The organism is Paenibacillus sp. FSL R5-0923, assembly GCF_038009145.1.
Classification (GTDB): domain Bacteria; phylum Bacillota; class Bacilli; order Paenibacillales; family Paenibacillaceae; genus Paenibacillus_AQ.
This window is the reverse complement of sequence record NZ_JBBPAT010000001.1, coordinates 3807205-3831794: the sequence shown is the minus strand read 5'-3', so window position 1 is coordinate 3831794 and position 24590 is coordinate 3807205. Positions and strand designations below refer to the sequence as shown.

22 protein-coding genes and 1 pseudogene are annotated in these 24590 nt (G+C 45.3%); 4 read left to right on the top strand and 19 right to left on the bottom strand.

What is annotated here, in order from left to right; translation table 11 throughout:
- Positions 1-297 precede the first annotated feature (297 nt).
- On the bottom strand, positions 298-609 hold the full coding sequence (locus MKX35_RS17095) for a hypothetical protein (protein ID WP_256716244.1): 312 nt from the start codon (positions 607-609) through the stop codon (positions 298-300).
- Between the two features lie 176 nt (positions 610-785).
- Between MKX35_RS17095 and MKX35_RS17090 the strand changes: the two genes are divergently transcribed.
- Complete coding sequence (locus MKX35_RS17090; protein ID WP_179086661.1) at positions 786-947, top strand: hypothetical protein; 162 nt, start codon at positions 786-788, stop codon at positions 945-947.
- A gap of 134 nt (positions 948-1081) precedes the next feature.
- A complete protein-coding gene (locus MKX35_RS17085; RefSeq protein WP_076298864.1) occupies positions 1082-1327 on the top strand; it encodes a DUF2642 domain-containing protein in 246 nt (81 codons plus the stop codon).
- Between the two features lie 61 nt (positions 1328-1388).
- Here the strand turns inward: MKX35_RS17085 and MKX35_RS17080 are convergent, their stop codons facing one another.
- Entirely contained in the window at positions 1389-1565 is a 177-nt protein-coding gene (locus MKX35_RS17080) for a hypothetical protein (protein WP_341044378.1), read from the bottom strand.
- A 291-nt stretch (positions 1566-1856) separates the two neighbouring features.
- Here MKX35_RS17080 and MKX35_RS17075 point away from each other — a divergent pair.
- Positions 1857-2111, top strand: a pseudogene (locus MKX35_RS17075) (tyrosine-type recombinase/integrase); the annotation flags it as partial.
- Positions 2112-2226: 115 nt separating this feature from the next.
- Here MKX35_RS17075 and glnA read toward each other — a convergent pair.
- The 13 genes from glnA to mutS all read right to left on the bottom strand — a co-directional run bounded on the left by glnA (position 2227) and on the right by mutS (position 18817).
- Entirely contained in the window at positions 2227-3555 is a 1329-nt protein-coding gene (gene glnA, locus MKX35_RS17070) for a type I glutamate--ammonia ligase (protein ID WP_042128352.1), read from the bottom strand.
- Positions 3556-3588: 33 nt separating this feature from the next.
- Positions 3589-3999, bottom strand: coding sequence for a MerR family transcriptional regulator (locus MKX35_RS17065; protein ID WP_042128355.1), 411 nt, complete (start codon positions 3997-3999; stop codon positions 3589-3591).
- An 83-nt stretch (positions 4000-4082) separates the two neighbouring features.
- Entirely contained in the window at positions 4083-5336 is a 1254-nt protein-coding gene (locus MKX35_RS17060) for a methionine gamma-lyase family protein (protein ID WP_076283514.1), read from the bottom strand.
- Between the two features lie 133 nt (positions 5337-5469).
- Positions 5470-6759 (bottom strand): GTPase HflX, encoded by a 1290-nt coding sequence (gene hflX / locus MKX35_RS17055; RefSeq protein ID WP_042188885.1) that lies wholly within the window; start codon positions 6757-6759, stop codon positions 5470-5472.
- Between the two features lie 40 nt (positions 6760-6799).
- A complete protein-coding gene (locus MKX35_RS17050; RefSeq protein ID WP_042188887.1) occupies positions 6800-7765 on the bottom strand; it encodes an AAA family ATPase in 966 nt (321 codons plus the stop codon).
- Positions 7766-7858: 93 nt separating this feature from the next.
- On the bottom strand, positions 7859-8515 hold the full coding sequence (locus MKX35_RS17045) for a YdcF family protein (RefSeq protein WP_076298771.1): 657 nt from the start codon (positions 8513-8515) through the stop codon (positions 7859-7861).
- A gap of 4 nt (positions 8516-8519) precedes the next feature.
- Complete coding sequence (locus MKX35_RS17040) at positions 8520-9074, bottom strand: DUF402 domain-containing protein (RefSeq protein WP_042128364.1); 555 nt, start codon at positions 9072-9074, stop codon at positions 8520-8522.
- Between the two features lie 210 nt (positions 9075-9284).
- Positions 9285-11855: a transglycosylase domain-containing protein gene (locus tag MKX35_RS17035; protein ID WP_076298772.1), complete on the bottom strand. Its 2571-nt coding sequence runs from the start codon at positions 11853-11855 to the stop codon at positions 9285-9287.
- Between the two features lie 139 nt (positions 11856-11994).
- A complete protein-coding gene (gene hfq, locus MKX35_RS17030; RefSeq protein WP_042128368.1) occupies positions 11995-12234 on the bottom strand; it encodes an RNA chaperone Hfq in 240 nt (79 codons plus the stop codon).
- Positions 12235-12253: 19 nt separating this feature from the next.
- Complete coding sequence (gene miaA / locus MKX35_RS17025; protein WP_076283510.1) at positions 12254-13234, bottom strand: tRNA (adenosine(37)-N6)-dimethylallyltransferase MiaA; 981 nt, start codon at positions 13232-13234, stop codon at positions 12254-12256.
- Positions 13224-14003, bottom strand: a complete 780-nt coding sequence (locus MKX35_RS17020; protein ID WP_076298773.1) for a class I SAM-dependent methyltransferase — start codon at positions 14001-14003, stop codon at positions 13224-13226. The genes miaA and MKX35_RS17020 overlap by 11 nt, the downstream gene beginning before the upstream one ends.
- Before the next feature lie 42 nt (positions 14004-14045).
- On the bottom strand, positions 14046-16031 hold the full coding sequence (gene mutL / locus MKX35_RS17015; RefSeq protein ID WP_081382783.1) for a DNA mismatch repair endonuclease MutL: 1986 nt from the start codon (positions 16029-16031) through the stop codon (positions 14046-14048).
- A gap of 32 nt (positions 16032-16063) precedes the next feature.
- On the bottom strand, positions 16064-18817 hold the full coding sequence (gene mutS, locus MKX35_RS17010; protein ID WP_076298775.1) for a DNA mismatch repair protein MutS: 2754 nt from the start codon (positions 18815-18817) through the stop codon (positions 16064-16066).
- Between the two features lie 275 nt (positions 18818-19092).
- On the opposite strand from mutS, the gene MKX35_RS17005 reads away from it, so the two are divergent.
- Positions 19093-19890, top strand: a complete 798-nt coding sequence (locus MKX35_RS17005; RefSeq protein ID WP_076298776.1) for a GNAT family N-acetyltransferase — start codon at positions 19093-19095, stop codon at positions 19888-19890.
- A gap of 114 nt (positions 19891-20004) precedes the next feature.
- On the opposite strand, the gene MKX35_RS17000 is transcribed toward MKX35_RS17005, so the two are convergent.
- The 4 genes from MKX35_RS17000 to MKX35_RS16985 form a co-directional block, all read right to left on the bottom strand.
- On the bottom strand, positions 20005-20898 hold the full coding sequence (locus tag MKX35_RS17000) for a putative amidoligase domain-containing protein (RefSeq protein ID WP_179086663.1): 894 nt from the start codon (positions 20896-20898) through the stop codon (positions 20005-20007).
- Between the two features lie 707 nt (positions 20899-21605).
- Positions 21606-22163, bottom strand: a complete 558-nt coding sequence (locus MKX35_RS16995; RefSeq protein ID WP_036687755.1) for an outer spore coat protein CotE — start codon at positions 22161-22163, stop codon at positions 21606-21608.
- 225 nt (positions 22164-22388) lie between these two features.
- On the bottom strand, positions 22389-23411 hold the full coding sequence (locus MKX35_RS16990; protein ID WP_052404322.1) for an HD-GYP domain-containing protein: 1023 nt from the start codon (positions 23409-23411) through the stop codon (positions 22389-22391).
- A gap of 165 nt (positions 23412-23576) precedes the next feature.
- A complete protein-coding gene (locus MKX35_RS16985; protein ID WP_042188904.1) occupies positions 23577-24563 on the bottom strand; it encodes an aromatic acid exporter family protein in 987 nt (328 codons plus the stop codon).
- Between the last annotated feature and the right edge of the window lie 27 nt (positions 24564-24590).

The following is a 24590-nucleotide window of genomic DNA, read 5'->3' as shown; positions in this document are numbered from 1 at the left end:
ATATACTCATTGGTATTGGAATATATGCACTACGTATACTTGTTCCAATTTTTGTAGCTAGAGTTATGTGGAAAAAGAAATCCGAAATATGGAAGATTGTTATTGCTGTCATACTGACAATTTTCATACCTTGGTTGGGTTTAATTTATCTCGTCATCGATCGTTTGAGGTCACCAATCATCCCCCGATTATAGTCTCCGCATTTGTCCAACCCCTGGCGCTGAGCAACTTGTTTGCATAATTGTTCTTTCAATACATACTGGTTATTTGTCCTCTCCTTTATATGGGAGAGGGTGGTTAACCCTCTACCTTCTTTAGATATTCAGTGGCAAACCCGCCATTAAAACCTTCCAGCAGCACTACCTCTGATCCGCACAAGTCCCACGGTTCCCACTTCACCGTCCAAACCTTATCCTTGTATTTTTCCTTCCGAGCTTCGTAGCATGAATGCATGATTACTTTGTCTTCCGGTATCAGTCCGGATTTCTCAAGCCACTCAATCATTTCACCAGCCCGGATCTGTGCTCCGAGTGTTATAATCTCGCCTGCATTGAAGCAGTTGCTTTTCAGCTCCTTGTATATCCCGTTCAAAATCAGCGATAATTTCAAGGTTGTAGTCGATACAGAACAGAATCTGCAGCTTATTCATCCGTCAGCGTATTTCCTGCCGCACTCACAACGGTATTTATCCAATGTTTCCATGTCTTTTCCCTCCCTGGGACTAACGAAACTTATTTTGATAAGCCACGTACAATTGTTAAATAATTGAAATCGGAGTGTTACATATGGATAAAAATAAAAAGTTTTACGGCTTGGGTCTAGGAATATGCTCTGCTGTTGCTTTTGGATTTGCATTCCACAACATTGCATTAGGTATTGGTTTAGGAATTGTTTTTGGTGTTGCCTTGCCTCAGACAGGTAAACCCAAAACTCCTAAAGATAAATGAGGTTCCGCTACTGGGGCTATCCCCGATTAATGGCTTACCCTTATTTTGAAAATGGGTTACTGCCCAATACATTGGCTAGGCATCAGCATAGGATGACGTATAACCAATTGGGAGGTAATATGTTGAACTATCCAATGAACCAAATGAATTCAATGCATCAAATGCACCAAATGCCACAACCCATCGTGGTATACCCTGTTGATCCATATGTTGTAGAAACCTTAAAATCTGTTATTGGAAAACAAGTTGTGTTAGAAACTACTCGTGGTGGAGTCAGCGGATGTGTAGTTGATGTCAAACCAGACCATGTTGTGTTAGATACTAGAGGTAGAAAGTTCTTTGTCCGGATATGTGAGATTGTTTGGATCATGCCTGAGTAATTTTCTATTCCAGAGGGGCTGTGAAAACAGCTCTTTTTTCATATCTATTTGCCTCTTGTAGCTAACTGTTCAGCATTCCTGATAACCAATAATGCAATAACCTCGTTGTTATACAAATCTTATAATCTTCAAATCGATCATTTGGATGATAAGACCCCTGTGCAGCATAGCCATTAAGAGCACCAGTAAACATTGCAGTGAAGTTCTTTAGATCGTTGGTCTCAAACGACTCAAGCAATCTAATCTCGCGGAAATTCCCCTCTATCTGCCGTACTCTTTCCTGGTTTGTGTTCAGCGAATATCTTTTGCTTCAAAGGAGATATTTCCTTCTTCACCTTCTTACGGGTGGTATTGCGTTTCGCACATGAAGATAAGCAATAGGTTGTTCTGTAGCTTCCACATGAACTTTAAGTTCCGCACATCGATATTTCGGAAGAATTGCCCAGCCTTTCGGACGTTCCGGACGCCATCCGGGTCCACCTGTGATATAAAGTGGCTTAACACATGCCGTGGCTTCGTCACGGGTTAGCCGAAATCCTCTCTATTCAATTCTTTTTTGCGAATTTTGAAACGTATTGGTCTCTCAGCGCTGCCGATCCATTCTCTTCGTCACACTCATGCTGTCCTTTTACTTGAGGCTGGTAACGATATGAAGTACGTACAAGAACGTTTAGGTCACGGTAGTATGAGAATCACAGCGGACACATACACACATATTTCAAAGAAAATAAATGAAAGCAGTGTGGAGAAATTTGAAGCTCATATGAGAAGTATCCTCGAATAAAACTACATTTTCAGGGGGCATTACGGGGGCGCTCATTAACCTTCCACAAAACCTCCAAACCTTACCCACACACAAAAAAACCCTCAACACCAATGGTGTCAAGGGTTTAACAGTTCTAGTAAAGAGTCATGTATTGCGCTCTTTCCCACTCGTGAACTTGTGTGCGGTAGATATCCCATTCGATTTCTTTTAGCTCGTAGAAGTGAGCCAAAGCATGTTCGCCGAGAGCTTCGGTAATAACATGACTACGGATCATTTCGCTAAGTGCTTCTTTCAAATCGGATGGCAAGCTTGGAATGCCTTCTTCGATGCGCTCTTCTTCAGACATCACATAGATGTTACGGTCAATCGGAGCTGGAAGATCAAGCTTACGTTTAATTCCGTCAAGACCTGCTTTCAACATAACAGCAAGTGCGAGGTAAGGGTTAGCTGCTGGGTCCGGGTTACGAACCTCAACACGTGTGCTAAGACCTCTAGAAGCCGGAATACGAATCATTGGGCTACGGTTACTTGCAGACCAAGCTACGTAGCAAGGTGCTTCATAACCAGGAACAAGGCGTTTGTATGAGTTCACTGTTGGGTTAGTAATCGCTGCAAAAGCACGAGCGTGCTTCAAAATACCAGCCATGTAGTAACGTGCAGTTTTGCTCAGACCCAGCTTGTCGCTTTCGTCGTAGAACATGTTTTCTTTGCCTTTAAACAAGGATTGGTGAGCGTGCATACCAGATCCGTTGATACCGAACAATGGTTTAGGCATAAAAGTTGCATGCAGGCCGTGTTGACGGGCTACCGTTTTCACGACGAGCTTAAAGGTTTGAATTTGGTCAGCAGCAGTAATCGCGTCAGCATATTTAAAGTCAATTTCATGCTGGCCCGAAGCTACTTCATGGTGGGAAGCTTCGATTTCAAAGCCCATTTCTTCAAGGGTCAGTACGATTTCACGACGACAGTTTTCCCCTAAATCCGTTGGCGCTAAGTCAAAGTATCCACCTTGGTCGTTCAATTCCGTAGTAGGATTGCCTCTTTCGTCTGTCTTGAATAGGAAGAATTCAGGTTCTGGTCCAACGTTCATAGCTGTGAAACCCATTTCTTCTGCTTCCTTCAGACAACGTTTGAGGATACCACGCGGGTCTCCAGCAAAAGGTGTACCATCTGGCATGTAGACGTCACAAATCAGACGAGCTACACGACTATCTGTCACCCAAGGGAAGATTACCCATGTATCTAGGTCAGGGAAGAGATACATATCAGATTCTTCAATCCGTACATAACCTTCGATGGAAGAACCATCAAACATCATTTTATTATCAAGCGCTTTTTCCAATTGGCTAACTGGAATCTCTACATTCTTGATAGTACCTAATAGATCCGTAAATTGCAGACGAATAAAACGAACATTCTCTTCCTTGGCAATGCGTAAAATATCCTCTTTAGAAAAGCTCATGTGATCCTCTCCCTTTCGAACTTCTATATATTATTATTTATTAAAAAACCGGGATAACTCACCTTGAATCAGAGACACTTGTCCCGGTCTTTTACCGGAAACTAGTTCTTGCTTCAGCATTCGGTGAAGCTGGGAATCGGATAACTCTCTACGTCTAACCTCTGTATCAGGGGTAATAACAGTAGCTTCCTCGGATTCCTTAGAGACAGGATTCATTACTTGCTTAATGCCAGCAATATTAACACCCTTCTCGATCAGAGCTTTAATTTCTAATAGGCGCTCAACATCATTAAAAGAGAACAAACGCTGATTCCCCGACGTACGTGCTGGTACGATCAGACTGTGCTGCTCATAATAACGAATTTGTCTCGCGGACAAATCAGTCAGCTTCATTACAATTCCAATAGGAAATAGTGCCATATTTCTGCGGATTTCATCACCCATGACTCATCCAACCTTCCAATGATCTTTTTCTGATCTCATTGTACATTTCCTAATACAGCGTGTCAATGGTATGTGAGATATTCTTACAGCAATTTTCTTTCACGCATACTTTGAAGTGCCATCAAAACGCCATATTTAACATGTGAATAGGTTAACCCGCCTTGCATATAGCCAATATAAGGAGCACGTATAGGCGCATCTGCAGATAACTCCAAGCTTCCACCTTGTATAAACGTGCCTGCAGCCATAATAACAGGATGTTCATAACCTGGCATATCCCAAGGCTCTGGTACCACATGGCTGTCCACAGCTGCAGCGCGTTGTATGCCCTGAACAAAGGCAATTAAGTGTTCTGGTCCATCAAAGGAAACCGCCTGAATCAAATCCGTACGAGGCTCGTTCCACGCTGGCTTTGTCTCAAACCCGCAACGCTGAAATACGGATGCAGCAAAAATACTCCCTTTTAAAGCTTGTCCGACCGTGTGTGGAGCCATAAACAACCCTTGGTAAAGCCCACGTGTTGTTCCTAACATAGCCCCTACTTCACCACCTATGCCAGGAGCGGTTAATCGATAAGCTGCCAATTCCACAAGATCCTGTCGGCCACAAATATAACCGCCTGTCTCAGCAATACCCCCACCCGGATTCTTAATTAACGATCCTGCTACTAGATCCACACCAACCTGTGGAGGCTCAAGCTCTTCGGTAAACTCACCATAACAATTGTCTACGAAGACAATCACTTCCGGTTTCAACACCTTTACCCTCGAAGTCATTTCACCAATTTCAGCCACTGTGAAAGAAGCACGCCAATCATATCCGCGTGACCTTTGGATTCCAATCACTTTAGTATTTTCGTTAATAGCGAGAGCTACCTCATCCCAATCGATCTTGCCATCTGCAGTAAGAGCAACCTCCCGGTAAGTAATTCCGAAATCTGCGAGAGAACCTGTCCCATCCCCTGTGTGACCAATTACCTTATGTAAGGTATCGTACGGACGTCCTGTGATGTATAGCAGCTCATCTCCTGGACGCAGTACACCAAATAGAGCTGTTGATATGGTGTGTGTTCCTGAAGCGAAATGCGGGCGTACCAGTGCAGATTCCGCACCAAAAACGTCAGCATAGACAAGATCCAACACTTCACGGCCACGGTCATTATACGCATACCCCGTTGAACCGGCAAAGTGAAAATCACTGACTTGATGACGCTGGAACGCTTCTATAACCTTCCACTGATTCTTATCTACAATACGATCAAGGGCTTTGACAGCGCCTTCTATTTCAACTTCTGCGGCCTCTGCCGCGCTCAAAATATCCTCTGCAAAAACTACCATTCGTTCTTATTCGCTCCTTACATTTACTTGCCATCATAATGACAGAAAGCGGCAGTAAACTGACGCTTTCTAGATTAGCTATTATTTTATACCTATAAACGAAGCATTTCCACCTTAGGAATGACTGACAAGATTACTGCTGGTCCACAAAATCAGCAAGCATGTAACCCCATTTGTCATAATCCTCTTTATTAAGACGAACGTTATAGAGCACATCGTTCTCATCATATGTCGTTTCCAGAACCTCTCCCACCCTGTAGAGCAAGGAAGAAATGTCACCTCGGTCTCCGGGAATGCGGAAGTTGAGTGTGTCGCCAGCCAGTTCATCGGCGATCATTTCGGTAATCCGTGTTAAATCTTCAGGATTAAATGCACTGATCTTCAAGTACCCTGTACCTGTAGGCAACATTTCCAGTTGCTCAGGCTGACATAGATCAATTTTATTAAAAAGTACGATTTGCGGTGTACCAGATGCACCAAGATCCTGCAAGATGGATTGGACAATCTCCATCTGCTCCTCACGCATTGGTGAAGAGGCATCCACCACATGTAGCACCAAATTAGCCTCATTCACTTCCTCCAGCGTTGCACGGAAAGATGCGACAAGATCATGCGGAAGATTCTGAATGAAGCCTACAGTATCCGTAAGCACGACCTCTTTTCCACCTGCTAGCTCAAGCACACGTGAAGTAGGGTCCAGTGTGGCAAACAACTGGTTTTCAATATAGACATCCGCATCGGTTAGTTGCTTAAGCAGCGTTGATTTCCCTGCATTCGTATACCCAACAAGTGCGACTTGCACCGCTCCCGCCTTGCGGCGACGCTCCCGATGTAGCTCACGAGTCTTAACAACCTCATCCAGCTGGCGTTTCAGCTCCGTAATCCGATCACGAATATGTCGGCGATCGGTTTCCAGCTTACTTTCACCCGGACCTCTGGTACCAATTCCTCCACCTAGTCTAGATAAGTTCTTCCCTTGGCCGGAAAGCCGGGGTAACAGATAGGACAATTGTGCCAGTTCTACCTGAATAATTCCTTCTCGCGTCTTCGCACGCCCCGCAAAAATATCCAGAATAAGCTGCGTCCGGTCAATAATCTTAAGATCGAGAGCCTCCTCAAGGTTCCGTACTTGGGCTCCGGACAATTCTTGATCAAAGATAGCTGTATTAGCCCCGAGAGCATCAGCAGCCATCCGTAGCTCTTCTACTTTACCTTTACCAATAAACCATCTAGAATCAGGCGTTTCCTTGTTTTGACGCAGCACATCCAGAACTTCAACACCAGCGGTTTCGGCTAATTGCACTAATTCCTGTAATGAAAGCTCTGGATCAATTCCGGTTCTTTTAATTTTATCTGTGACGAGACTTACCAATATCGCTCGATCTTGTACATCTGTTTCCGTATCATGCGTTGTTATTGCCATGTATGTCATGCTCCTTATGACGGTGATAGTATCCTGTAATTCATAATTTGAAATCCTCAGTTCGAAGCGTCATTAATTCCTGCTTGCCTGGGCTGGTACTTTCATACTGGTTTAACAGTCTTACAGCCTGACCCCGAACAGCTTTCTCAATGGCGTTGCGAACATACCGCGCATTACTGAAAGCATGAAGACTCTCCGTCTTCTCTACTAACAAATGCTGCTTTAACTTGAGTATCGCCTGTGGCATCAAAATATAGTCGCGATCTTTTGCCATGAGTTCAGCAATTTGCAGCAGTTGATCGATCGTATAATCAGGAAATTCCACCTGTATCGGAAACCGTGAAGGCAATCCGGGATTGCTCATCAAAAAATACTCCATCTCTCCAGAGTACCCCGCTAAGATAAGTATAAATTGACTGCGATGATCCTCCATGGCCTTGACGAGCGTATCAATCGCTTCTTTTCCAAAATCCTTTTCTCCACCGCGAGCAAGGCTATAAGCCTCATCGATAAACAAAATACCGCCCAAAGCCTTTTTTACCAGATCGCGAGTCTTCTGTGCAGTATGACCGATGTATTCTCCTACAAGGTCGGCTCTCTCCACCTCAATGAGATGTCCTTTGGTCAGTACACCCATACGCTGGAACAGCTTAGCTACGATTCTAGCCACGGTTGTCTTGCCAGTTCCGGGATTCCCTTTAAAAACCATGTGATAAGCTTGCCCACCGCTTGCAAGTCCTGCCTCAGTTCGCATTTGAGCAATCTGTAACAAGGCGTAGATTTCAAAGACTAGCTCTTTGATATTGTCCAGACCTACTAAACCTTCCAATTCTTGCGTTAACTCTTGGAATAGGCTAGTGTGGCCGTGATTTTTTGGAGGTACCGGCCGACTCTCTCCAGAAGGGTTAGTTATAGCCGGAGGCTCTTGACTCCGCAATACAATATTGATTTGTCGAGACGGTCTTTCTTCCTCCCGTCCACTGGCCGCTGCTACGCGTCCGCTCATCGGTATCACCTCATTATCCAGGGCTGACTTCTCTAATCAAGTCTATTCCAGTAAATGAAGTGTTATTAGAAGATTCGGGATTTTTTGGACAAATCACAGGAATAGCTGCTGAAGCTTCCATTTCGTATAGGCTAGAATCTCACGTGTTTTATGTCTTGTCATCGATAGAACGGTGGATTCTGTAAGTCCCAGCTCAGGATTCACATATGCAAGCTCGTCAGCAATTTCATGAGCCCGCCACCCATGATAAGTATGCGTAATGATTATTGCTGAAGACAAACCTTCACGTGCCATAATCTCTTTACTAAACAAAAGATTCTCGTAAGTGCTGGTAGCTTCATTCTCTACGTAAATGGCGCTATCTGGCACTCCTTTAGCAACCAAATAATTACGCATTCCTTGAGCTTCGGTGTATTGTAAATCAGGTTTATCTAAACCACCAGATACAATAAGATGTGGGAACATCCCTTCTTGATAAAGCTTCAGTCCGTAATCCAGCCGTTCCTTAAGTCCTGGGCTAGGCTCATCCCCCCACATCGACATACCAAGAATGATCCCAACATCCGCCTTTTGCATAGGATCTGTCGTGGCAGCTTTATTAATATTGTTTAACGCATAAGCACACCACAACAATCCAGCAATCACAATAATCGATAAAGCGATAAGCAACGTTCGTTTCGTCCAGAATCTGCGTTTTTTGGAAACAATCCGAATCGGGGAAGACCCTCTTCCGTAGACGTACCATTCCATTTCTTTATTTCCTCCTGAATTCTCCATGATGAAATAATTCGGCACGATGCTTCAAAGATAGTGAGAAATAAGGGAAAGCATGAGCATCGATGCCGCGTAAAATAGTATTGGCTGTCTCCCAGGCGAGTTTATAATCACTCTCGGAAATATCTTCCCTCTCCAGCGCTTCCTCTAATTCATCCTCATCAAGCAAGAAAACCTCGCCATTCCAAAGCACAACCACATCCAGATACAAATCATCAAACCATGGAACGCCTTGGTCTGTGACGCCCTGCACCTTGCAGGTGTCTATGTACCATTGAATGATATTTTGCCGTTCGTCAAACATAGCCGTCACAATATAGTGACTGTCTTTGGGGAAATATTGCAGCCAGGAATAACCTTTATCCGCAATACGATATGTATGCCGTCCATAGCTCTTCCACAGTGGTTCTTTCAGCCCGTAGATGGTATAAAGCGTAATATATCCGCTGAATTCCCGGCTCTCCACATAGCGGCAGGCAAAATGGCGACGCGTAATCCGGCGCCAGTTGGCCCGGTCTCCGAATTTACGTTTCATAGAAATTACCCTCTCCAGTATGGTTTCTTCAGCTTACCACATTTAGAGGATACACTCAAAACATCCCGCAAAATACAGCAAATTTTTATCACAGATTCGATTAGAAAAATATGGAGTTATAAAAGAAAGAAGCTGTCCCATAAGTAGCATTCACTACTTTTGAGACAGCCTCAGGAAAAGAAAAGCTAACTTCATAAATTCAAAGCATCACTATTGAACAGAAGAATCACCATTCACATTGCTAGCCTCTTGATCAGGGCTTTGTGTTGCATTACCACTGTCATTCCCCGAACTTCCGCCTCCAGAAGGTACATCTGGCGGAGCGGTAGGTATCGGTGTTGCTGACGGTGGAGGCGTAGTGAATTCAGGCAAGGTTCCTGTTCCACCATTATTTCCGCTTCCATCGTTGCCACTACCATTATTTCCACCGTTGCCATTATCCCAGCCATTGTCTCCACCATTCTCAGGGGTTGGTGTCGGGAGATTAGGATCAATGGTTGGCTCAGGTGTTGGCATCTCATCCTGCACTGAGACAGTAACCACATTCGATGGTTCACTTTCTACTTGGGTTGCAGGATCGTAGGAAGTAACGTAATACTCGTAAACCAGACCAGGCATTGCACTAAAGTCTCCTGCACTAGTCGTGACCGTATTTAACAGTAAACCGAAATCAGCCTCGGATGTCTCTCTACGATAAATACGATATTCTACACCCGCAACAGGAACTGCCTGCCAGCCCAGATTTACTGTCATCGTAGATGGATCATAAGCTGCAGTAAGTCCACTAACATTCTTAGCTGGTTCAGGTGTTTCTGTAGGTGCAGGAGCGATTTCATTATCTAGCTGTGGGAAGGACTTCTTAGGAACATCCCTTAACGCTTCCTCCATCACTTTACCCCAGAATGCTGCGGCAAGCCCACTGCTATTCTTAAGCAGATGTTTCTTGCTTGGCTTGTCATAACCCATCCACACAGCAGCTGTCCATTCAGGTGTATATCCCACAAACCAAACATCACGGTTCGAGCTGATTCCAGAATATCCACTTTGAGTCGTACCGGTCTTACCAGCAACTGGACGATCAATCCTTGCTTTTCTACCCGTACCACTCTCTACAACCTTTTGCATCATCTCGGTCATTTGATAAGCCGTTTGCTTACTCATAACACGCTCAGGCGTTGTATTAGCCTTGAAGACGGTCTCTCCACTACTATCAGTGATCGATTTAATGGAATATGATTCTCGAAGTTCACCGCCATTTGCAAAAGCACTGTAAGCTTGTGCCATTTCCAGTGTATTCGTTCCTTTGCTCATACCTCCGAGAGCCAGTGAGAGGTTCTTGTCCTCGTCTTCCAGTCCAATCCCCAATTTCTTGGCAAACTTAAATCCGGTATTCACTCCAATTTCATTAAGCAACCAGACCGAAGGAATATTCTCTGATTTCTGTATAGCATCACTCATACTAATACTCTTGGAATATCCGTGAAGGTTAGTTGGGCAATAGTTGGAAAAACACTGCTTCTCGTTGCTTAACGTAGAATACTTGTCGTACTTTCCAGTTTCCAGTGCTGGAGCATAAGCAACGATTGGTTTAAAGGCTGAACCAGGAGAACGTCGGCTGCCATTTACACGGCTGTAACCTTTTTTCTCATAATTCCGTCCACCTAGAAGTGCGACAATGCCGCCATTCTCTTGATTCACGATGGTCATAGAACCTTGTACCAGTTCGTCGTCTACACTCTTCTCGAAGTTATCACTGTCTGCAAAAGCATCTTCTACGGTTTCTTGAGCGTGCTTATCCATCGTGGTGTATATCTTGTAACCACCAATATTCAGATCATCTTCGGATAGTCCAAACTTTTCTTCTGCTTCTTCCACTGCGAAGTCAATAAAAGCTTGATAACGCTGTTTCTTTTCAGGTGGCTTATAATTATAATCCACGGCTTGTGCTTCGTCTCTCTCTTGCTCCGTAATATAACCTTGTTCGTACATGAGCTGAAGCACTACTGCGCGACGTTCCTTTGAAAGATCCGGGTTACGCAGAGGGTTGTAACGAGACGGTCCCTTAGGCATCGCAGCCAGTGTCGCAATTTCCCAAACTTTCAGATCATTCAGATCACTCTTACCAAAATATCTTTCAGATGCTGCTTTAATTCCGTAGATCGTACCCCCAAAGTTTATTCGGTTCAGGTACATCGTAATGATCTCTTCTTTAGATTTCTGGTTCTCCAATGCTACAGCAATGGATACCTCAGTCGCTTTACGGAAAAATGTTTTATCCCGTGTCAAAAAGATGTTTTTGGCCAGCTGCTGAGTAATGGTACTACCACCTTCTACCATGCTGCGTGCAGCAATATCTTTTACCGCTGCCCGGCCGATTGACCATAAATCCACACCAGAATGCTCAAAGAAGCGTTTATCTTCTGTGGCCACAAAGGCATTGATCAATAACGGTGGAATCTTCTCATACTCTACAGGATCGCTTTTCTCAAGCGATAATTCGCCGATTAAATTAGCATTGCGGTCATATACTTTTGTAGTTTCATTTACGGTCAGCTTGTCTTGGTTCTCTAGGAGAAGTTTTTGCCCATTCAGCATAATGAACAGATAACCGCCAAGCGCACAGAAAATGGCCAACGCTGTAGCAAAGAACAAGCTCCACAGCACACGCTTTTTAGTCAAAAACTTCTTTTTCTTCTTACTTTTCGGTTTTGGTTTTGAATTGGTACTGGACGATCCTCTATTTCTATTGTTGTTCGTCCTTGATGTATCATCTCTAGACATGATGCCTCCTGACTCCCTTCCTTGAATAAATCATGTATGGACTTCTCTGAATGAAAAGAACAACCTTCTCAGGTTGCTCTCTCACACTCTATTCAAACGATTTATTAACAAGAAAGGTTTCACTTCAATTTTGTTAATGTTATTCTTCGTTACTATTGTCCTGCATAAGTGACACACTGCGCTGTGGTGTAAAAGTGGAAATCGCGTGCTTATACACCATTTGCTGGCGTCCATCACTGTCAATAACGATTGTAAAATTGTCGAATGCTTTAATAATTCCCCGGATTTGAAAGCCGTTGGTCAAATATACTGTAGCAGGGATATTTTCTTTGCGTAGTTGGTTCAAGAATGTATCTTGGATGTTAATGGACTTGTTCATATGACGTACCCCCAATGGTTCAATTATATTGTTCAGAAGTATATTCAAGACCTGAGAGAAACTTTCCTGCTATTATAGCACGTATTTTCGAGAAATTCTCAGAAAAGTTTTGCTCACCTTCGACATCGATCCACTCGATTTCCTTCATGTGGCGAAACCATGACAACTGTCTTTTGGCGAATCGGCGAGTATCGCGTTTAAGCAGTATCACAGCTTCCTCAAGCGTCAGTTCCCCTGCGAGGTAAGCGGCAATTTCCTTGTAGCCCAGTCCCTGCATGGACACAAGGCTTCTGCTGTAGCCGTTTTCCAGCAGTCCCTTCACCTCAGCAACAAGACCATCCGCAAGCATGCTATCAATTCGGTCCTCAATACGTTTATATAGTATTTTCCGGTCCATTGTCAAACCGATAAGGCATAAGTCATAGGGCGACTCCTTCTTTTGAGCTGCATGAGAAGCGGAAAGTGTGGTGTTTGTCTGGTGATGAATTTCCAGTGCCCGTATAATTCTACGGCGGTCATTCGGATGCAATTTCGCTGCACTGACCGGATCAACGGCTTCAAGTCTGGCATGCAGTGCAAGCGCTCCATGTTCTTCTGCAAATTGATCCTGTTCTTTACGGAAAGCTTCGTCAGCCACAGCTTCAGAGAATTGAAAACCGTAACATAAGGACTCAATATAGAGACCCGTTCCCCCAACAATAAATGGAAGTTTCCCACGACTGCTTATCTCTTCGATAAGTCTGCTACCTTGTTCCTGAAATTCAGCAGCAGAATATGGGTCCTGTGGATCATGAATGTCGATTAGGTGGTGAGGAATTCCCATCATCTCAGCTGGAGTAATCTTAGCTGTACCAATATCCATACCACGATAAACCTGCATCGAATCTCCAGAAATAATCTCTGCGTTATATGCAGCCGCAAGCTCCAGACTTAACCTGGTTTTACCTACAGCTGTTGGTCCTAATAAGACTAGAACCTTATGTCTCTCTTTAGTTGTCAATGTGTATCACCCCGTACGATGTTTTGGAGTTGCTCCGGAGCAGCTCTGTAAAGCCAAGCCTTTCAAATTCGCCGCTCAGAGCCTTTTCTTTCAAAAGAACAGTTTTACGGGCCACTCTTACCGCCTCAGCTACACTCTCTAGTGATAATGCTGCACGATTAGCAAACTGCCGCAGGGGGGAAATCGAAGCAGAACCGGTCAGCGGCACTCGGAACATAGGATCAAAGTACACAATATCTACACTTCGATCCGGTAGAGCACGTAAGTAGTCCAAATGTTCACTATGAACGACATTAATTCTACGCAAGGCCTCATTAACCCTTACTTGCCCAGAGGTATAATGCCGCATCCCTTCATAGAGCAGTGCATACAGCGGCAATGAGCTCTCCAGAGCGGTAATCTCTGAGGACTCACCACCATGCACAGCAAATAGCAACGAATCAGCACCTAGACCCGCTGTGCAATCTAGTACGCTATCTCCGGGAAGCATTCGAGCAGCGACAAGCATCGGTTCTATTTCACCCTTTAGAATCCGTTTCGCACGAACAAAACCCATGCTTGGGTGAAACTCCATAGGCTCCATCCCTAATCGGTGTAAACGAACGGCTTCTTGAGAAAGGATTAGTATATCCTCATCTCCATAGTGTTCCACCATCTTGGGTATAGAGAATTTCTCGCGTGGAGCGTATTTACAGCCCGTTCTTTCTGCGAGATTCTGAGCTCGCTCTACAATATCCATTATCGGGCTATAACCCGTAGTTATAATCATGTTGCCTCCAGTCTTGCTATAAACAAATTTCTAATCGTACAATTACATCACCCGTTTGAACAATTTCTCTAAATCATAGGATGAAAAAGAAATCACAATCGGACGCCCATGTGGACAAGTATACGGCTGTCTACATGCTGCCAGACGAGACAACAAGGCCTCGACTTCCTGTTCTGTTAGTTTCTGGTTGGCTTTGATGGAGGCTTTACACGAGCATAGAATAGACGATTTCTCTCGTAGCTTTGCTAGGTCAATCAATCGTTCACTCAAGACCCACTCCGCCATTTCTTCAACGATCGCCTTCTCCTCACCTTCAGGAAACCAATAAGGCAAAGATCGAATCAGAAAAGTCTGTCCTCCAAAATGTTCAAGGTACACTCCAGCCTGCTGAAACCAATGTAGACGTTCACTAAGTTGACGACTTTCCGAAGGCGTGAACTCAAGCGTAATTGGCAAAAGCAGATCCTGAGAAGCGTCTTCAGGACGACCGAACTTCTCATAAAAAAACTCGTAATTTATGCGTTCGTGTGCCGCATGTTGATCAATGAGATACAATCCGCCGTCATTTTGAGCGATAATATAAGTCCCATGATGCTGTCCAATATAATTTAGTTCCGGGAAGGCAGGAAGCCCAGGTTCTTCATCGACTGGCGGTGCCCATAACGCTTGGGCAGAAGGAATCTGCTTCTGCAGGGATGAAGCTTCTTGCGGGCGATACCCATTAGCATAGTTGTTGCTCACATTATTTTGACGTCCTTGTGAAGAGGAAGACTGGTATCCTGACCCGTAGGATGGAGCTGTTTCACGGGTCATCGGAGTATCAATCTGCCCCTCTTTTCTGAACTCACTGGCGCTCTGCTCAACATTTGATGGTTGTTGTCTACTAAAGGAACTACCAGATCCCTGAGGAACTGAATCCTTGCCCACCTCAGACGGTGGGGGTGCCGGAACTGACCCTTTAGAAAAAGCAAACTGCTCCTGTATAAATGAACTGCTACCCTTTGGCCCAATGGTTTCTTTACCTGGACGCGGTATCAAACTTTGCCCTAACAACACTTTACGAATTTCTTGTTCAACAAACGTGTAAAGCTCATTCTCCTTACTAAACCGAACCTCCAGCTTAGCTGGATGAACATTGACGTCCACAAGTGAAGGATGCATGTCCAGTTCGAGCACCAGCAGTGGATAGCGGTTAATCGGAAGTAAAGTATGATAAGCACGCATGATCGCTGCGTTCAGACCATTGCTGCGAATATATCGTCCTCCCACAATGGTAGTCACTGCGTTTCGATTTGAGCGTGTCCATTCCGGACGACTTATATAACCAGAAATACGATAATCCAAATCCTCTGCCGTAATCGGCAACATAGCCTTGGCTGCGGAGGTTCCGTACACCGCTGCGATCACTTGCAGCAGATCACCATTACCAAGCGTGTGCAGCAGCTGATTGCCATTATGATGCAAGGTAAAAGAGATTCCCGGATGGGCTAACGCCATTCGATACATGGCATCCGATATATGACCAAGCTCCGTCTGGATACTCTTCATGTATTTCAGCCGTGCCGGTGTGTTAAAAAATAATTCACGCACCGCTAGATCGCTCCCACGGCCCGAAGGGGAATCTTCATTCCGAATTAAATTACCACCCTCAATATCAATCAGGCGTCCTTTGCCGTCATCGGCAGTAGCCGTTAGAAGAGAGACTTTGGATACCGCAGCAATACTGGGGAGCGCCTCACCTCGGAACCCTAAGCTAGTGATCTGGAATAGATCACGCCCATTAGCGATTTTACTTGTGGCATGACGATAAAAGGCGGTCTCGCAATCCTCAGGCTCGATCCCCGAGCCGTTATCTTTTACTCGGATGCTCTGTAAACCGCCTTCCTCCACCGAAACCTCAATCCTTGTGCTTCCTGCGTCAATAGCATTCTCAACTAGCTCCTTCACAACAGAAGCTGGTCGCTCTACAACTTCACCCGCAGCAATCTGGTTGGCAATATGCTCGTCCAATATATGAATTTTGGCCAATTTCATTCACCTCTTATTTAGGCAATCAATAATTAAAGATCCTTTGCTTTCATCTTCAGGTCGTTCAGCAGACTCATAGCCTGAAGCGGAGTCATATTCATAAGATCTGCGTTACGCACAGAAGTGATGAATTCTTTTATCGCAGGATTCTCTTGTACTTCAGTTACTACAGCCGACTGATTTGCACTACCTTTCCGATTCTTACGTGGTTCTTCCTCGCCAAAGATAGACAGTTGAACTACTTCATCTGCTATTGATGAATAGGAGTCTGCAGGAATCCCCGAAGTTTCTGCGATGACATTATCGGGTTGTTGGGTAGATGTAGTTGCGACCTCTTTTGCAGCGGCCTGACTTTCTAGTCCACCCCCATAATGAATAGAGGAACCACCTGGATGAGCCGCCTGCTCGATACTTTGAAGCAGACCGTAAGCACGATCAATGATCCCTTCAGGAAGCCCTGCTAGGCGTGCACAATAAATCCCATAGCTACTGTCTGCCGCTCCCGGAACAAGCTTACGCAGGAAGTTAACTTTATCCCCGCTCTCCTGTACGGCCATAGAGTAATTCTTAAGCCCTTTAAGACTTTCTTCTAAGTGAGCCAATTCATGAAAATGCGTCGAAACTAAAGCTTTGCAAGAAATGGTATCGTGCACATACTCAATTACCGCTTGTGCAATCGCCATGCCTTCACTCGTCGATGTTCCTCTACCAAGCTCATCAATGATAATTAAACTCCGGACTGTTGCTTTTTCTGTCATGACCTGTATGTCGGCCATTTCTACCATAAATGTACTCTGACCTCCGATCAAATCATCAGCTGCCCCAATACGAGTAAAGATTCGATCAATTAGCGGAACTTCTGCACTGGTGGCCGGAACGAAACAGCCAATTTGAGCCATAATACAAATGAGTGCAACCTGCCGCATATAGGTACTTTTCCCAGCCATATTAGGACCAGTGATCAAAAGAATATTTCCGTCTTCCTTACTTAGCGTACTTCCGTTTGCTATAAAAGCCGAGTCCTTTAACACAGCCTCCACGACAGGATGACGACCACCTTCAAGTCGAAGATCGTACCCATCCGATAGGACAGGTTTTACGAAGCGATGCTCGGCACTGACGGCTGCCAGACATTGATACACATCAATCTCTGCTACCTTTTCCGCAAGATTCTGCAGTCGCGGAATTTGACCGCTGATTCGATCACGCAGTTCAGTAAACAGGCTGTACTCCAAATCTGTCATTTTATCTTGCGCTTCCAGAATCAGTGCCTCTTTCTCTTTAAGCTCAGGTGTAACAAATCGCTCTGCATTTGCAAGCGTCTGCTTACGTTCATAACGCCCTTCCGGCAACGAAGCCAGATTGGATTTGGTGATCTCTATGAAATAACCGAAGATTTTGTTATATCCGATCTTCAGTGATTTGATGCCTGTGGCTTGCCGTTCTTTCGCTTCCAGTTCGGCGATCCAACGTTTACCATTACTACTAGCTTCCCGCAGCTCGTCCAACCTGGCATGATAACCAGAACGGATAATCCCTCCGTCTCGCACGGACACCGGCGCATCTTCAACAATTGCTCGATCTATATCCTCCCGTATCTCGGCACATTCATCCATGCTAGCACCGATCTCGCGTAGGGTTGCAGATCCCGAAGTCATACATAATTCCTTCAAAGCAGGGATTTGTGCCAGTGATAGCTTTAAGGCATTCATGTCACGACCATTCGCACTACCAAAGGCAATACGACCTACCAGCCGCTCTAAGTCATAAATTTCCTTCAACGCTAAACGCAGGTCCTCTCGAACAATAAACTGATTGTACAAATAATCAACTGCTTCTAGGCGACGTTCGATCGGAGCGCGCTGCAACAGCGGCTTATCTATTCTACGACGTAACAATCGCGCACCCATGGATGTTTCGGTACGGTCTAGTAGCCATAGAAGAGATCCTTTTTTAGAACGTTCTCGGACCGTCTCTGTTAGCTCCAGATTTCGGCGTGTGAACGGATCAAGAATCATATAATTACCTGGTTCATAAGGAGAAATTTGACTAAGTTGTCCCATTGAACGCCGTTGCGTCTCGTTTAGATAGGAGATTAGCAGCGTTAGACATTGTCCACGTTCTTTCTCCAGACGAACCCATGCGGCTTCACCGAATTGTCGACGTGCCAGCTCCTCCTCACGTTTCTCCCAAGGTGTGTACACAACAGGTTTCGCCAACAGAGGCGTTTCACTACGTAAAAGCTCCAATAACGTCGGGTCTCCGATGATCTCAGCCGGTTCATAAATGCCAATCTCATCGCGCAGCCACTCTGCACCAGATAACACTGAAGTAACATACAATTCACCTGTAGTTAAATCACATGCAGCTAATGCCATCATCCCATCACTTTCGGTTACACAAACAAGATAATTGTTGCTTTTGTCGGCAATGATTTTTCCATCCATAACTGTTCCAGGTGTCACGACACGTACGATATCCCGTTTCACCATTCCCTTTGTGACAGAAGCATCCTCTAATTGCTCACAAATAGCGACTTTATATCCTTTTTCAATCAGGCGTTGAATATAACCCTCGGCGGCGTGATAAGGTACTCCACACATCGGGATCTTCTCTGCGCCCCCGCCTTCGCGACCTGTCAACGTAATTTCAAGCTCCTTGGAAGCCAAAATGGCATCTTCAAAGAACATTTCATAGAAATCGCCCAGTCTAAAAAATAGGAAGGCATCCTTTGCCCCTTCCTTCACTTTTAAATATTGCTCAATCATCGGCGTATATTGTGCCATGGTCAACCTCCATGCCTATTTATTGCTGTCCTCCATTATAACAGAAAATTTGCGTACAAAGTCACCCTGCAACCGCATAGAAGTTCATTCTTCTCGATCCTCAGACAAAAAATCACGAAATCCGACACTATTCCTGAAGCTCAATGGGTAGTACCTTTTGTATATATTACAAGCATCCATCGTTCATTAGAAAGAGATGTATTCTTCTGCATTTTAATATTGTAAAATCTTAACACAGAGCGTTAGATCATAAGAAAATAAAAGGAGAATATCAAATGATACGAAGACTTACAGAGGATGATCGGGAACTTCTAATGGCGTTGCTACAGAAAGAGCCTGCTCTTAATTTGTTCATCATTGGAGATGTAGAGAATTTCGGGTTTGAACAGGATTTTATGGCATTGTGGGGAGAGATAGATCCATCTGATGGTCGGATAAAAGCCGTGCTATTACGTTTCTATAGAAGCTATCTTCCTTACGCGGATGGGCCGTTTGATGTGGAAGGATTCGCTACAATCATGCGACAAGATAACGATATTCATATGATTTCCGGTGTAACCGAAGTGGTAAAGGCCTTTGACGGAGTAATTAACTTTAAACAAGAAAAGCAATTATACTTTGCTGAGCTAAAGGAAATGAATGCCAAAATTAAACAGTACTCTTCTTCCGTTGATAACATGAATAAAGCAACCATCCAGGATGTGGAAGCGATTTGTTCGCTTACGGATACAATAGAAGAGTTTGAAAGCAGTCGGGATGGATCGAGAACTAGCCTACGTAAAACATTGGCGACTGGCACTGGCCGTACGTATTATATGAAACGTGAAGATCAGGTGATTACAACGGCCTCAACATCAGCGGAAAATTCCATGTCAGCTATGATTGTAGGGGTTGCCACTCATCAAGCATTCAGAGAGCAAGGATTAGCTACAAGCGTAGTTGCACAGCTATGCACAGACTTACTCTCTGAAGGGAAATCTTTATGCCTCTTTTATGACAACCCTCATGCTGGGGTCATATACAAACGACTTGGATTTCAAGATATCGGCTCTTGGAGCATCTTGTACATGTAGACAAGCATAAACGCCTTCGGCGTCCTTATTAGGACGGTAAGCGTTTATGCGAGAAATATTAGATATAAGGGATATGTGAAAAACTAATACTTTCTAATATTTTGAAATATAAGCTCAAGCTTTAACTTTGCTGCACCACAGCTCACGGATATCGCGAGATTCATCCCACGTTCGTTTAGAGGCGATATACTGAAATAAAGGCTCTATGTATTGGGCGGCCTTCTCGTAGCCGCCTAGAGAGCGTAGCTGCGCCAGCAGAAGGGGTACTGCGTCGCGCAGCGGGGATTTATCGCCGCCGTAGTAGGCGATATGCAGGTCTTCCCGGTCGAGCGGGCGTAGCGTCAGGTCTTCATAATGGCTCACGATAAGGTGAGCCAGATAGACCGCGCCTTTAGCGATGACCGGGGATACCAGGAAGCTCGGCAAAGTCCGGTACTCAAAGCCGCCATGCGGCTGAATCCGGAAATCGCCGAGCACGCCGTAACGAGGACGACGCGCTCCCGCGCGGACGTCCTCAAGCAAAAGCATCGGCAGCGCGAGATAGTTGTCGAGCGCGCGCAAGAGCGGCGCCGTCAGCGTAACGCCGCTGAAGTGCAAATGGCCGCCGAGGGCCCAGCCCGTCAGCGGCATCCCTCCCGCCCGCCAGCGCAGCGTGCGGTCGGCGATGAGCCGGTCCGCCGTAGCCGCGGCGGACATCAGCTGCGCCAGCAGCGCGCGTGGTTCCCCGCGCGGCTGGGGGCGCAGCTCGGCGACCGGGAACGCGCCGCGCGTTCCCGGAGGTCCGGCGTCGCAGCCTGCGACGCCGTCCGTGGGCAGGTACCGCGACGCAGGCACGACGCGCCCCGTGGACTCCCGGAGGATGATAAACTCCGGGTCCATGCCCATGAGCAGGCCGCTGCGGCCTGGCTGCTCCAGAGCAAGGCTCCGTTCCAGCGCTAATGCAGCGGAACGATAAGGCTCTGGCAATGATTTGCCGGAACTCTGTAATAGTGGAGTGACTCCCTCCACGACATACCTCCGGTTCCCCATTGCCCTCAGCAGGACCTCACCGCTATCCAGCCCCAAGCTGTACAAAGTCCGAACAGCAATACGCTGAAGTAATTTCATTACTCCACGCCATACTCCTGGTGCAGCCCCCATTGATTCGTTGCTATCGACTCTATCCATTCGCACAACCCCGGCTAGCAAATCGGAGGCTGCGCGCATACCTGGGCCTGCTCCTAGTGGAGTGATCTGCAGAACGCTCAAATTATACACGAGTATGTTATAGCACTGTTTATGGGCCTTATCGGAAGGCAGAGTATCATATGTATCTTCTAAGCGATTTCTTTCACCAGAGGTCTGGTTTCTCCGCAGAGATGCTTCTGAGCCCTTCATTCGCAACAGTTCCTGCTTACTAGACGAAGTGAGCGTCGCTTCAATCCCGCTCCGAAATAATCTGGACTCTCTCTGTGCTGATGACAATCCCCAATACACCTTAAACCCCTCATTCATTCTCCTGTCCCTCCATCCATCGCAGCCCAAGATTGAAAGCCCTGCAGTAGCACTTCTTGCCCATTCATATGAACCAAGTTGTTCTTCATCCACTCTGATTCCAGTTTTAATTCTAAAAATAAATAAAAAAAAGGAGGGCATTCGCCCTCTACGCCGCCGCCCTCCCTACATATAATGGACCATAACCCATCAGTACTCAGTTAGCGGCGGCGTATCCTTCCTTACAGTTCATCATCCAGATTGTCAGGGTCTAGATCATCGTAATCGAAGCTATCACCTTCAAAATCATAATCCTTGTCTTCTGGATCATCGCTTTGCTCAGTGACATACACACGGACTTTGGTCTCAGCCACCAACTCCACTTCGAATTCGCGCTCTACGCGAAGTGTCACACTGCCTCCGCCTGGCGATACGCCCGCTTCTACACAGTTGGGTTCCTGCGTTGCCTCCGCAGAGACCTCAACGGTAGAAGTGCGGTGTCTCGTGTCCAGGTACGAAAGCGGAATGAGCTCCACATAGGAGACCGTTTCTTTAGCTACCTCGGTCTGCTTGTTCTTGTCGTACGAGTACCAGATGTTTACATCGTAAGTACCAATTACTTCGATTCCGTTCCCGGCGGCAACCGCTTCGTACTGGTGGTTGATAATCCAAGCCCCCAGAATACTAGTCGGGTGATGTGGCGGAGTCACGGTATGGGTTGCTGTAGAGAACTTACGACCTTTGCCGCAAATTGCCTTCGTAATGATCTCCCTTGTTTGACGTTTATGGCTTAATGACATCTTTAAACCTCCTCCATACAATCATTCACTATCAAGTGTATGCAGGTTCTAGGCATTTGTTGATTGTTAGTCTATAAATAAATTTGAGTAAGCCCTCCAGAGGGTCTTATCAGGAGACTTATAGTTCATTTTATTTCAAAATTTGTACAGATATGAGTAGATTATAAAAATGGTCCAGCCTGATACATATCCATTCTGAACGTTAAAAAAACCTTATAAAGCCCGCTATTGCGGGATTACGCGCATAATACCAATAGATCTATGTTTGCTCAGGTCAATAAAATCGTCATCAATATTCACGAGGGGACGCAGTGGATCAGTAGCAAGAATCATAATGATTTTTCCTGTCCGTCCATCAGTCAATTCCACTTCATTCCCTATCATTGACTGCATTAACTTATTAATAAAGACTCTACAAATATAAGGGTCAAGCTTGCCAAATACGTTTTCCTCCATCTGCAGCAACACTTCATAAAGAGGTGAAGCTTTACGATAAAACCGGTCGGATGTCATCGCATGGAACACGTCTGCTACTGCAACAATTTTACTGAAATCAGTGATCCGATTCCCAAGTACGCCGAATGGATAACCACTGCCGTCCATTCTTTCATGATGCTGCAGGGCGACGAGCGCTTGCAAATGATTGGTTCCAATAGTGTCCCGGATCATCTCGTATCCATAGGTCGTATGCTTTTTCATAAGCTGATACTCCTCAGCGGTCAACGGGCCCGGCCGGGTTAATAATTCATCCGGAATCCTCATTTTTCCGATATCATGAAGGGTCGCTGCGATCGTCAGCATACTCAAATCCTCAGGCTTTAATTTTAGCCATTTACCTAGCAATGTAGATAAAATACCAACCGCTACATTATGTCTGTATGTATAATCATCCTTGGACTGCAATGCAGCCAATACGCCGTAGAAGTCATTCTTTTCGCTTACCTGCTGAATAAACGGAATGACTTCATTTCTAACTTCAAGCATAGGAATTCGTTTGTTTTTGTTATGACGAAGCTGTTCAAAAATATTTTCTATCGCAGCTGTGCAATCATCGATTGCAAGTTGGAAAAATTCCGCGCTATCCAGCTGTACGACGTCATGAGACTCTAGGGTGATCTTATGTTGATTAATTAATCGTATATGCTCAGCACTTAATAAAGTCAATGCGGGTAAAACAAATACTCCTTTGTCATTAAAAAGGTTAGCTATAAGCTGTTTTCCTATAAATGATTCCATAACTTTGTCCATACGCCTCACCTGCCAATGCGGAAAATTCGACTACCGAACTTCCTGCTATTATTTGAACTCACCATAAAATCGTTAATCATATCCTGTGATCAACTTTTAGCTCATACATATCTTATCGTGATTTTGACAGAGATAGTTAATACTTCAGTTTATTAAAGCCTCAATTTAAGCCTTATTTCGAATCTTCAAACGTTTCTCCGGCTTGTAACTGACCGGGATTTTATGCCGCTTAGCGATCTTTAAATAAAGTGCCAGTTCCCTGCATAACTGAAGAATAGCTGAGCGCACTTCAAATTCCTCACGTGTCTCTGGCAGATCCATTTCTTCGAATTCTCTTGTTAGCTCGTCCAGTAAATGTTCAGTTCGTCCAGTATATTCTTCCGCAAGCACATCCCCGCTAAGCTGGTCAAATAACTCAGCAACCATCTCCCCATGCGGTAAATGGCGGTACACTTGAGAAAGCAGCTGCATCATACTTTGAATCGATTCCAGTTGCTCTTTCCGCATGTAGAAATAAACATTCCATGCTTCATCAGGATGAATAACATGATTCTCCATCTCACGGGTAGCTGCCGTTAATCCCCGCTGCACTGTATTATCTGCGTCAATTAATTCTTTGCCGTCCCAAATATACGCAGGATCTCGAAGCGTTCGGGCCATCTGTGTAAAAATAACCGAAAAATAGCGATCCACTTCCTTACGGATCCCATAAATGACCCCACCAGTCTGAGGCATGTAAATCAAGTTTACCAGCCCTGCTGAACCGAGCCCGATAGCAAGAAGCTCTATTTGCTGCAACAGGACATGGAGCGATAGTTCAGCTTGTCCAAACACGCGAAACACGATAACCGAGCTGGTGACAATTCCTTCTTTGTAGCCAGACTTTACAATCATCGGAAAGCCCACGAGTACATACAGCCCGAGCACCCAGTAATGGAACCCTAGAAGCCAGAATAGGATGCAGCCAAAAAAGAGTCCCACGAGCGAGGCTAAAAAACGAGCCGTTATCGTTCGGAAACTCCTTTTCAAAGTAACCTCAACACCCAAAATTGCCAGCAAGCCTGCACTCTGCGCATTAGGTATACCCACTGCAGACGCAACTAATACGGATAATAACGTAGCTGCTGCTGTTTTTATCACACGAAATCCCATAGCCTTATCTCTCCTTACAAGCACTAA